11 protein-coding genes are annotated in these 11,649 nt (G+C 42.3%); 9 read left to right on the top strand and 2 right to left on the bottom strand.

Going from position 1 to position 11,649, the window contains the following annotated elements:
* The first annotated feature begins 217 nt into the window (after window positions 1–217).
* Together acpP and lysM are read left to right on the top strand one after the other, a co-directional pair.
* Entirely contained in the window at window positions 218–454 is a 237-nt protein-coding gene (acpP, locus tag AAEY80_RS00055; RefSeq protein WP_025652201.1) for an acyl carrier protein, read from the top strand.
* Between the two features lie 279 nt (window positions 455–733).
* Window positions 734–1,243 (top strand): peptidoglycan-binding protein LysM, encoded by a 510-nt coding sequence (lysM, locus tag AAEY80_RS00050; RefSeq protein WP_201567773.1) that lies wholly within the window; start codon window positions 734–736, stop codon window positions 1,241–1,243.
* Between the two features lie 145 nt (window positions 1,244–1,388).
* Here the strand turns inward: lysM and queG are convergent, their stop codons facing one another.
* On the bottom strand, window positions 1,389–2,615 hold the full coding sequence (queG, locus tag AAEY80_RS00045; RefSeq protein WP_201567771.1) for a tRNA epoxyqueuosine(34) reductase QueG: 1,227 nt from the start codon (window positions 2,613–2,615) through the stop codon (window positions 1,389–1,391).
* A gap of 190 nt (window positions 2,616–2,805) precedes the next feature.
* Between queG and AAEY80_RS00040 the strand changes: the two genes are divergently transcribed.
* Window positions 2,806–4,602, top strand: coding sequence for an NAD(P)H-hydrate dehydratase (locus tag AAEY80_RS00040; protein ID WP_350587723.1), 1,797 nt, complete (start codon window positions 2,806–2,808; stop codon window positions 4,600–4,602).
* Between the two features lie 29 nt (window positions 4,603–4,631).
* On the opposite strand, the gene AAEY80_RS00035 is transcribed toward AAEY80_RS00040, so the two are convergent.
* Window positions 4,632–5,135, bottom strand: coding sequence for a DUF4124 domain-containing protein (locus AAEY80_RS00035; RefSeq protein ID WP_201576931.1), 504 nt, complete (start codon window positions 5,133–5,135; stop codon window positions 4,632–4,634).
* 977 nt (window positions 5,136–6,112) lie between these two features.
* Between AAEY80_RS00035 and AAEY80_RS00030 the strand changes: the two genes are divergently transcribed.
* From AAEY80_RS00030 to AAEY80_RS00005, 6 genes are all read left to right on the top strand, one after another.
* Entirely contained in the window at window positions 6,113–7,825 is a 1,713-nt protein-coding gene (locus tag AAEY80_RS00030; RefSeq protein WP_201577114.1) for an acetolactate synthase 3 large subunit, read from the top strand.
* Window positions 7,825–8,322, top strand: coding sequence for an acetolactate synthase small subunit (ilvN, locus tag AAEY80_RS00025; protein ID WP_025652207.1), 498 nt, complete (start codon window positions 7,825–7,827; stop codon window positions 8,320–8,322). Before AAEY80_RS00030 ends, ilvN begins: the two co-directional genes overlap by 1 nt.
* Before the next feature lie 164 nt (window positions 8,323–8,486).
* Window positions 8,487–9,503 carry a ketol-acid reductoisomerase gene (gene ilvC / locus AAEY80_RS00020; protein WP_010196778.1) on the top strand — a complete coding sequence of 339 codons (1,017 nt, stop codon included), beginning with the start codon at window positions 8,487–8,489 and terminating at the stop codon, window positions 9,501–9,503.
* A gap of 238 nt (window positions 9,504–9,741) precedes the next feature.
* Window positions 9,742–10,167 carry a hypothetical protein gene (locus AAEY80_RS00015; protein WP_025652209.1) on the top strand — a complete coding sequence of 142 codons (426 nt, stop codon included), beginning with the start codon at window positions 9,742–9,744 and terminating at the stop codon, window positions 10,165–10,167.
* A gap of 355 nt (window positions 10,168–10,522) precedes the next feature.
* Entirely contained in the window at window positions 10,523–10,735 is a 213-nt protein-coding gene (locus AAEY80_RS00010) for a cold-shock protein (protein WP_010196799.1), read from the top strand.
* A 263-nt stretch (window positions 10,736–10,998) separates the two neighbouring features.
* Window positions 10,999–11,559, top strand: a complete 561-nt coding sequence (locus AAEY80_RS00005; protein ID WP_201576894.1) for a DUF421 domain-containing protein — start codon at window positions 10,999–11,001, stop codon at window positions 11,557–11,559.
* The last annotated feature ends 90 nt before the right edge of the window (window positions 11,560–11,649 follow it).

Raw genomic sequence — 11,649 nt, 5'->3', positions numbered from 1 at the left:
TATAATAAAGGGTGTTATAATGACGAATACTTTTACGTCAAAGCCCTGTATGATAGCAGGGCTTTACTAGACATTAGACAGAACGTATAACGTGTCATAGAGTACTCAGACGGCAATGCTGATCTGGCAAATTCCATTTTATATACTAGGCGCTAGCGTTTAATTATCACGCTAGCGCAGTTTATTAAAAATAATAGATGATAAAGGAGTAATCTATATGAGTAATGATACCGAGCTAAGAGTAAAAGCGGCAGTAGCTGAGCAACTGGGTATGAACGTTGAAGACATCAATAACGATGCTTCGTTTATGGAAGATTTAGGCGCTGATTCATTGGATCTCGTTGAGTTGGTTATGTCATTCGAAAGCGATTTTGGCATTACTATTCCTGATGAAGATTCAGCTGAATTGACGACGGTTCAAAAAGCAATCGACTACGTACAAGCTCAGCTATAATTCGCTATTCACTTAGCAAGTTTTACAATACCGTTTATCTTGATAGATAGGCGGTTTTTTTATGGCTGTCATTTAGTATAACAAAGCCAATATACCATTAACATAAGCTTGGCTCATTTAACATTACTCAACATACTCTTACTATTCAAATGGAACATCTTTGCTATACTCAGAACGCTAGCAATAGCAATCAGAACGCTAGCAATAGCAAATAATGGTAATAATTAAAAAATTATCGTTAAAATAATAATGAATAAAAATACTTCAAGGAGCAGTTATATGGGTATGTTCAGTTTTGCAAAAGACATCGGTGATAAAATCTTTAACCGTGATGATGCCAAGCATGACGCTAAAGCAGAAACCAAAGCGGATGCCAATACTCCAGTACAAAGCAGTGAGCCTTCAGCGCAATCGGTTGCCAACATTTTGCTGCGTCGCATTCAGCAGCAGAATCTCAATATCAGTAACCTAAAAATTAAATATAATGGTTCGACGGATACTGCCGAAATCAGTGGTAATGCTAAAACTCAGGCTGACCGTGAAAAAGCCATTATCGCTATTGGTAACGTTCAGAACGTCGCTAAAGTGATTGATAATATCGATATCGAAGAGGATGCCCCTGAATCTACGATGTATACCGTAAAATCTGGTGACAGCCTCTCTAAAATTGCTAAAGAAGTTTATGGTTCAGCGGGTGATTATACAAAAATCTTTGAAGCCAATAAGCCTATGCTTTCTGACCCAGACAAAATCTATCCTGGTCAAGTATTGCGTATTCCTAAGCCGTAATGATGCAGTTAAAGCTCCTAATCCATAATGCTTAAGTTTAATTAGCATTAGCATATTTAATAGACATAAAAATGCCTCTTATTAAAGAGGCATTTTTGTGTCTAGCATGAGCAAATTTAGCCCATTTAGAGGTTTATCTATTGAATTAAGGACACGCTCTAGTATTCAATTTCTCAGTTTGTTCGCTAAGTGCCCAATCAATTTGTTCATCCAGCATGTCGTTATGCAAGCCTAACTTCGATCGTAGGTGAGTGACGATTTCTATACTGGGGTTAGCATTGCCAAGTCCAATGGCGATATTGCGCAAAAAGTTCACATAGCCTGTACGCCTGAGGGGACTGCCTTCAGTTTTTTTCATAAACTCTGCTTCTTGCCATTGCCATAGCTCAAGCAAACTGCTGTTATCAAGCTGATGCCGTGGTGTGAAGTCTTCTACGGTTGTAAGGTTGGCGTAGCGATTCCACGGACAAATAAGCTGACAGTCATCACAGCCAAAGACACGGTTGCCAATTGCGCGTCGATATTTGGTATCAATCACCCCATCATGCTCAATCGTTAAATAAGAGATACAGGCAGAAGCATTGAGCTCATAGGGGGCGACAATCGCTTGGGTTGGACAGATGTCAATACAGGCGCTGCAACTGCCGCAGTGCTCTTTTACTGGCTCATCATCTGGCAGCTCAAGACTCATAAACAACTCACCCAGCACAAAGAACGAGCCCGCTTGTTTGTTTAGCAGTAGCGTATGCTTGCCCGTCCAGCCAAGCCCTGCTGCATCTGCAATAGGACGCTCAAAGATAGGGGCAGAGTCACTAAAAGGTCTAAAAATAAATTCCGAGTCAGCCCCAATATCCAGATGCTGCCATTCGGCAAGCATCGCTTCTATCTTTAAAGCCAATTGCTTTAAACGGCTGCGCATGGTTTTATGGTAATCGCGACCTCTGGCATAGCGCGCAATGATACCTTGGTTGGGATGATCGTTATCAGTGACTGCCCGCGGAGTGGGTGTCTGAGTCAGATAATCCATACGCACGCTGATGATGGTTTTTGCCCCTTCTACCAGTTGGGCAGGATGCGCACGTAGGTGGTGATTGTTATGCATAAACTGCAATTGGCCTTCATAACCTTTATCCAGCCACCGTTGCAATTGTTCAATTTGTTGAGTAAATAAAGGATGATGTACGGATAAGAAGCCACAGTCGGCAAATCCTAAAGACTGTGCTTGGGCCTTAATCCATTGCTTTACCTCTGCGGTAGTGGCAAACGTTGGGCTATTATTCACATTAATTTTTTTTTCGGGCGCAGGGTTAGGCTGAGCTGATATCTGCTGAGTTGAAGAGATAGGCAAGTTTGCTTTAGAAGGATTATTCATGTGTGATAGCAGGTGATAGAGTGAATACCGATATGATAAGCCAGTGAGCTAAGAGCGCAAGCATAAAAGCAAATAAACTCACATTTCATATTGATACATACGTCAAAGTGAGCTTTTGCTAAGCTGAGATAAGCGAGTAACCAGCAAGTTTTAATATGATCAAACACCAATAAAAATAATAGAGGACATTATGAAAGCTCAATCTAAAGTATTCTTAGCAGACACAACCAGACCGATAGCGCTCTATAGCAGCGAGCAGGTCTACGCTATGGAGCAAGCTTGGTTTGCAGAGGGTTATGATAGCTTAGGACTGATGAAGCAAGCAGCTTGGCAAATGGCGCAGCATATCGAGCGGCTCTATGAGCAAAAATATCTCCAAGCTCGTGCCTCAGCTGATCATAAAGTTTATCGACGTAATAGTTGTCAGCAACGAGCGAGTATCTGGGTAGGAAAGGGCAACAATGGCGGTGATGGTTGGCTTATTGCCTACTATCTGCAACAGGCAGGCTGGCAAGTACAACTCCTCACAGTCGGTTATACTGCCGATGATCTGGAAACAGACAATCTAATGAATGCCTTTAACAAAGCAGACAAGCACGACGTTGTATCTGATGCTAAGCAAGCGCAACAAATAGCCCTATCTGCCAAGGTGCCTTACCAACGCTTTGAGGATAGTAGGGCCAGTCAAAGTGAGATAAGAGAAACGGACTGGCCAGCTGATATTTATATCGATGCATTGTTTGGTATTGGACTTGACCGTGCACCTGAAGGTGTTTATGAGCAGGCTATTAGCGCCTTTAACAAGATAACGCAACTAAATGATGCTTTGGCAATTTCGGTTGATATCCCGAGTGGCTTAGTGGCTTCTACTGGTCAAGTATTTGAGCGCATCGCCATACAAGCTGATGTGACGTTGTGTTTGATTGCCCGTAAATTCGGCTTACATACCAAAGATGGCATGGACTATAGCGGGAGCGTGATCGATATACCGTTAATACCGACTCAGCTCAGCAACTCAGCCGCCACACTGGTAACTGTGGCTCATGCTTTGAATACTCGTCGACAGAACAGCTACAAAGGTAGCTATGGTCACGTCTTGGTCATTGGTGGTAATCGCATTAATGGCTCACAAGGTATGGGCGGCGCAGCCATTCTATCTGCTAGCAGTGTCATGGCGACCGGTGCTGGCAAAATTACTGTGGCTTGTCACGACGCCTTTCATGGCGCCCTATTAACATCATTACCAGATGCAATGACAATCGATTTGCATGATAAAGAAGGGGTGAGGAAATTAATTAAGGAAGCTAGCGTCGTAACCATTGGTATGGGACTGGGACGTGATGAAAAGGCACAAGCACTTTTCATTCATTATGTTCAGGCTGCCATAACAGAGAAGAAGCCACTGGTCATTGATGCTGACGGCCTTTATCATCTGGCATCGTTACAGATGGAGAGTCAGGAGCACGAACTCATCGCTCAGCTGCGACAACACAGTATAGATCATCAGGTTTGTTTGACACCGCATAGCGGTGAAGCGGCTAGATTGCTTGATAAGAAAGTTAGTATTGTAGAAGATGATCGTTTGGCAGCTATAAAACAATGTGCTAACACTTATGGCGGTGATTGGGTGCTAAAGGGCGCAGGTTCATTGGTACTGGAGCAAAGCATATTAGAGCAGAAGGGTTCGCAAGCGCATGTTTATGTTTATGTTTGCGGCTTGGGTAATGCAGGTATGGCAAGCGCTGGCATGGGCGATGTATTGTCTGGGGTGATTGCTGGGTTGTTGGCACAACAAGATATAGAAGACGAAGGGCGCTGCTTGCATCAAGCAGTTCTGCTACACGGGCTAGCAGGAGACATCTTGGTCAAAGATATTGGCTATCGCCACGATAATAACACGCTACTGATTGGACAGCGCGGGCTACAAGCGCAAGATATGCCAGCAGCCATTCGTCATGTGATGCAACTGATTATCAATCAAAATTAAGTAGAGCAGTATGCCGTATTACATCAAGATTAGGTCGTAGAGCCATTACAGTACTGGGTGATGGCCTGCTGTACACGCTCACGCTTAAGCTCGATTTCACGACCATCTAAATATTGACGTTTGCCATTACTGTCCATCTCATAAATACGGCCGCCAACATTTAGATTGGTCAAGTTATTGCGTAGTGATTGGCAACGCTGCGCATTGGCTTGCGCTTCTTGATCCTTGATACGTGCTTCTAGTTGGGCCACCCGCTGTTCTTCTGCACTTTGAGTAGGCGTGTTTTGGTTAGCCTCTGTCTTTCCTGCTAGCTGACCTGCGTTGTTCTGTCTACCATCGCTACGAAATTCGATCACTTCAATATTTCTACCCTCTTGCGGCGCATGCTGGCTGTACTTCACTTCACCATGCGTACCAATCGATTTATACACTTGGATAGCATGACTGGCATTCATTGACAGCATTATCATACACGCAGTACTGATACTGATAAGCAGCTTGGCAGGGGTATGTATGGTAGACGTGTATGCCATAGTAGCAATCCTCTTAAGGGGTAAAAAATGAAGGTAGACATTTATTTAAGGGTAGTATTTACATTGATAAATAACAATATGAATACAGTAGCGTTTGATTTTAGCAAATAATGCTTATGAATGTACATTATTTAATAACTAATAGTTAGGGGTGGGTTTTAGAAGTTTTTCTTGACAATAGGACTCAAACCATTGAATATAATAGCAGTTGATTGGTCAGTGAGCGGCTTTTATGATATTGCCGTGGCACTTGAGAATGAGAACTACGGGTTACTTATCGGTAGCTTACGTCGTTTTATTTTCTTTGTGATAATGATATGGCAAAAATGATGATCATAGCGATTATTATTAATAACTGTATATGTTGTCTCCGGACTTATCTGTCTACAATGACTAAGATAAACTTATTATTTGAAATACGCTAAGTGTGGATTTTTGCGGTTGTATTGCTTGCATTAAATGCAAGACAATATTCGGTTATGATATTTTTTATTAGCTTATTATAAGATCGGATGATCTTATGACATAGTATTGGCTATTAGAATTATTTCATGACTTTAGCTATAGCAGCGCCTCTTTTATAAACACTATCGCTCATAAGTAATAAGCCTCTTTTATAGATGCACTCGCATCTTGTCATAGTATATCGATAAACTCCTGTCACAAAACTGACCCCAAATACATTGCTGTGTTTGAGTATTCTCTTGCGTTGTACAATGCAATTACTTAAATATAGTGGGCACACATTCTTGATATGGACAAGGATTGGCAATCATTTTTATAAGACTTAAAATAACGCCCAAACGTGGTTGTTTTCTTTTATAAAATAACGCAAATTCTCGCCGCAAAAAAAGGTGATGACAGTGACGCAAACCACGCAAAGTCCGAATATGACGGGACATACCCAAACAGGTAATGCCGCCAAAAATTTTGAAGAAAAGCAACAACGTCTTGCCGAAGGTAGCAAGCAGCCTGTGATGCTATCTGGTGCTGAGATGCTGGTGCAATCGCTGACGGATGAGGGTGTCAAATATATTTTTGGCTATCCAGGCGGCGCAGTGCTGCACATTTATGACGCGTTGTTTCAGCAAGACAACATCGAACATATTTTAGTGCGTCATGAGCAAGCAGCTGGCCATATGGCTGATGCTTATTCGCGAGTGACCGGCAACACAGGTGTCGTGCTGGCCACGTCAGGTCCTGGTGCTACCAATACAGTAACCGCTATTGCCACCGCCTTCATGGACTCAGTGCCGATGGTCGTGATTTCAGGTCAGGTGCCAAGCAGCCTAATCGGTGAAGATGCGTTCCAAGAAACCGATATGATCGGGGTCTCTCGTCCTATCGTGAAGCATAGCTTTCAAGTACGCCATGCTAGCGAAATCCCAATGATCGTCAAAAAAGCCTTTTTTATTGCGCAGTCTGGTCGTCCAGGTCCTGTCGTCATTGACGTACCAAAAGATATGACCGCGCCTAGCGAAAAATATGCCTACGAGTACCCAGATGAGGTGTTTATACGTTCGTACCAGCCTTCAGTGAAAGGGCATGGCGGCCAAATTAAAAAAGCGGTTGAGACCTTATTATCAGCGCAGCGTCCTGTTATCTATGCTGGCGGTGGCGTGATTTGGAGTAAAGCCCACAAAGAGCTGACCGAACTTGCACATCGTCTAAACTTGCCAGTGACCAATACGCTAATGGGTTTGGGAACATTCCCTGGCTCTGATCGTCAGTTCTTGGGCATGCTTGGTATGCATGGTACTTATGAAGCCAACATGAGCATGCATCATGCAGATGTTATTTTGGCAGTTGGTGCGCGTTTTGATGACCGTGTCACTAATAATGTCAAAAAATTCTGCCCGAATGCGACCATCATTCATATCGATATCGATCCAGCTTCTATCTCCAAGACTATTTTTGCCCATATTCCTATCGTTGGTGACGTAAAATCAGTACTTACAGATATGTTGGAAATTATCGGCGAAGATAAAGAGTTGGAGCAGCATGCCTTACTAGACTGGTGGGCACAGATTAATGAATGGCGTAAGCGTCATGGTCTGCGTTATGACACCAGCACTGACAATGGCATCAAGCCCCAAGCGGTCGTTCAAGCACTAGATAAAGTGACCAACAGCAACGCTATTATCACCAGTGACGTTGGTCAGCATCAGATGTTTGCCGCGCTTTACTACACCTATTTAGAGCCGGGTCAATGGCTCAATTCGGGTGGTTTAGGTACGATGGGTGTTGGCTTACCGTATGCGATGGCAGCCAAACTTGCCAATCCAGATCGCGATGTGGTTTGTATTACTGGCGAAGGCTCTATTCAGATGAATATCCAAGAGCTATCGACGTGCTTACAGTACAATCTACCGGTCAAAATATTGAACCTAAATAACGCGCAGTTGGGTATGGTGAAACAGTGGCAAGACATGCTGTATGAGGGTCGTCATGCGTCATCTTATATGAATTCATTACCAGACTTTGTCAAGCTAGCTGAAAGTTATGGTCATGTTGGTATCAAGATTACTGATCCTACCACCATGGAAGCACAGATTGCAGAAGCCATGGCAATGAAAGACAAGCTGGTATTTATTGACGTTTATGTCGATCGTAATGAGCATGTATATCCAATGCAAATCGCTGGACAGACGATGCGTGATATGTGGTTAACCAAAGGGGAGCGTACCTAATGCAACAACAACATCTGATTTCGGTATTGATGGAAAACGAAGCGGGTTCGTTGTCGCGGTTAGTCGGCTTGTTCTCACAACGTGGCTATAATATCGAAACCTTAAACGTCGCCCCAACAGAAGATCCGAGTATTTCGCGTCTGACGTTAACCACCATTACTTCCCCTGAAAGAATTGAGCAGATCACCAAGCAATTGCATAAATTGATTGAAGTGGTTAAAGTGCTTAATCTATCAGACACCGTTCACGTTGAGCGTGAGTTAATGCTAGTCAAAGTTCGCGCAACGGGTAGCGTACGTGAAGAGATCAAACGCAGCGCAGATATTTTCCGTGCACAAATTGTTGACGTCAATGCCAATCTCTATACGATTCAGATCGTTGGCGATACGGCTAAGCTGGATGGTTTTATCGATACTATCGGCCGAGAACGTGTCTTAGAAGTGGTACGTTCGGGTGTGATTGGTATTGCACGTGGAGAAAAAACACTGAGTATTTAATACGCTTAGTGGCTGAGCAACTGAATAGTTAATCAAAATCATTTTAGTTATAATCTATCTACCATTAACATAACGCTTATGTTAGTGACCATTTTACGATAATGGCTACTGCATAAGCGTTTACTATCCATGGCACGCCATGATTGAGGAAAAGGACTCTATTTATGAACGTTTATTATGATAAAGATTGCGATCTATCGATTATCCAAGGCAAAAAAGTTGCGATTATTGGTTACGGTTCACAAGGCCATGCACACGCACTTAACCTACAAGATTCAGACGTCGATGTGACTGTTGGTCTACGCGCGAACTCAAGCTCATGGAAAAAGGCGGAAAACGCTGGTCTAAAAGTTGCTGAAGTGGCTGATGCAGTTAAAGCTGCTGACGTGGTTATGATTTTGACCCCTGATGAGTTCCAAAAAGAGCTTTATAACAACGAGATTGAGCCTAACATCAAAGAAGGGGCTACGTTAGCTTTTGCTCATGGTTTCGCGATTCATTATAACCAAGTCGTTCCTCGCAGCGATCTTAACGTTATCATGGTTGCGCCTAAAGCACCTGGTCACACCGTTCGTAACGAATTCACCAAAGGCGGCGGTATTCCAGATTTGATCGCTATCTATCAAGATGCTTCAGGTCAAGCCAAGCAATTAGCTTTGTCTTACGCAGCTGGTGTTGGTGGTGGTCGTTCAGGTATCATCGAAACCACGTTCAAAGATGAAACTGAAACCGATCTATTTGGCGAGCAGGCCGTTCTTTGTGGTGGTGCTGTTGAGCTAGTAAAAATGGGTTTTGAAACGCTAACAGAAGCGGGCTATGCGCCAGAAATGGCTTACTTTGAGTGTTTGCACGAGCTTAAGCTTATCGTAGACCTCATGTATGAAGGCGGTATCGCTGACATGAACTACTCAATCAGTAACAACGCTGAATATGGCGAATATGTGACTGGTCCTGAAGTCATCAATGAGCAATCACGTGAAGCTATGCGTAATGCGCTAAAACGCATCCAATCTGGCGAATACGCAAAAATGTTCATCAGTGAAGGCGCAACCAACTATCCATCAATGACGGCTCGTCGTCGTAACAACGCTGAGCATCAAATCGAAGTGACTGGTGCTAAATTGCGCGGCATGATGCCTTGGATTGGCGGCAACAAAATCATCGATAAAGACAAAAACTAAGTCAATACTTATGATGGTAAGGCTTAATAAGTCTTAACAGACCCCGTGTTATCAAGTGATAGCACGGGGTTTTTATTGCTATCAGCAGTGCGTGATGGTTCGATATTACCTTTCACTCATTATAGCGGTTGAAAACCAGTAACCCACACCCAATGTAGGCAAGCGTCGGTTCAGTTACCTGACTATGTCGGTGACTATTTCTCTTCTTATTTTTTCCATAGATTACAGGTTGTATGTTGTGCAAATATCTTTTCCAGACTGGCTAACGCCGCAATTCGTGTATATTACTCTTAGTGCTGTCGTGGCTGTTTTGATTTGGATCGAAGGTGAGATGCTCAAAGGCACCGATGGCAAGCTGCCACAATCTAAGTTTTTTCAAATCAGCTCACTGCTAGACACTTCATGGTTTTTTATCTCTGTGGTAATGTTATATGTGATCGATCTAACGCCTTTGGCGGTTGCAGTGCCTGCCGCATACGGGATTTATACGGTGTTTGGCTGGGTCTATGGCACCAGATTGTTAAAGCGTAAAGGTATCCCAGACTCACCCAAAGATTTGGTCATACCAACTAAATATATCGCGTATAGCCAATCGTTTTCTTTAATATTTTTTGCCCTTTGCTTACTGGTGCTAACCTCGCCTTGGCTACCCTTGACCCAATAAATGTGCGCAAAAGATAGGGAGACTTAATTTTTATTATTGAATATATATAACAAGAATATTGAAATTGAAAGTAATAAACAGGGTCTATATGAGATAACAAGCCATCAAAATATGGTGACAAAAGGTTATTGAAGGGTTCTTATATTGTTTACAAAACTCTGCAATTTAATATGTTGCAGTCAAAAAAAACTGTTATAATCAAGCTGTACTCAATGGATTTGAGGCAAAAAACATAAGCTATCTTCTTGATATATTATGAGTTTGAGCCGCCGCATTCAGCAAAAGATCTAGAGTATATATCAATTAATCGGTGATGACACACGTCTCGCCAACAGTTAAAGAGTCAGGAAAATTTATGTCAGATAAAGTTGAAGGCACTGTAAAGTGGTTTAATGAAGCTAAAGGTTTTGGTTTTATCGCTCAAGACAATGGCGGACAAGACGTATTCGCTCACTACAGCGCTATCCAAGGTGGCGGTTTCAAAACCCTAGCTGAAGGCCAAAAAGTATCTTTCATCTTAGGTGATGGCAAAAAAGGCCCACAAGCTGAGCAAATCGAAGCCATCTAATTTTAACGGCTGTTGAGTATCACTGTTAACAGTATTCTCGGCAATGTTAATCTTAATAAGATGTACAGATTTCTTTGTTTGTTAAAAAAATAAAAATACTGTTTAGACTTTAAAAAAAAGCAACCTCTCATCAGGTTGCTTTTTTTATACCATTTATTTCACATCGAAAATAATAGTCGTTAAATACTAGCAGTTTAAGCAGTCGATGATTCCAGATAATGTAACGTATTTACGTAATAAAAATGCAGGAAAAAGGGTACTCTATGAAGTGGCAGACGTGGTTTTCGATTGAGTGGCAGCAAGTGTTGGGTATTTCATTGTCAGCGCTAGGATTTTATTTGGGCTTAATGCTATTTACTAGGCTAATGGGACTACGTAGTTTTTCTAAGCTCTCAAGTCATGACTTTGCTATGACAGTTGGGATTGGCAGTATATTAGCCTCAACAGTGTTGTCTGATAGCCCGTCTTTGCTACAAGGCTTGTTTGCTGTTGCTATGCTATTTGTGATTCAAGGGGTCATATCAATCATCAGACGTAAAGTCAAACCATTGAAAGCCTTGATTGATAATCAGGCCATCATATTAATGGCGCATGGCGAATACTTTTGGGACAATTTAAAAGAAGCGAATTTGAGTACTAGTGATGTGCAAGAGGTACTACGCAAAAATGGCCTCAAGTCAAAAAGCGAAGTATTTGCGGTCATTATGGAAACAACAGGGGATATGAGTGTTATTAAAAATGATAATACGACTCCCGACTGGTCATTGTTCGATGATATTCGTGACAGTCATTTATTAATTAAGCCTGATAAAAGCACTTTATAAGGTGTTTTAAACGTCCTAGATTCAAATAAGAAGTGCAACGTTTTAAAAGAATGAGTTGAAGAGTAAGATGTGCCGTGTTGCATTTCAAAC

Source organism: Psychrobacter sp. 78a-MNA-CIBAN-0178 (assembly GCF_040309625.1).
In the GTDB taxonomy this organism is placed as follows: Bacteria; Pseudomonadota; Gammaproteobacteria; order Pseudomonadales; family Moraxellaceae; genus Psychrobacter; species Psychrobacter okhotskensis.
The sequence above is the reverse complement of the archived record's forward strand: the minus strand, read 5'-3'. Positions and strand labels throughout refer to the sequence as shown.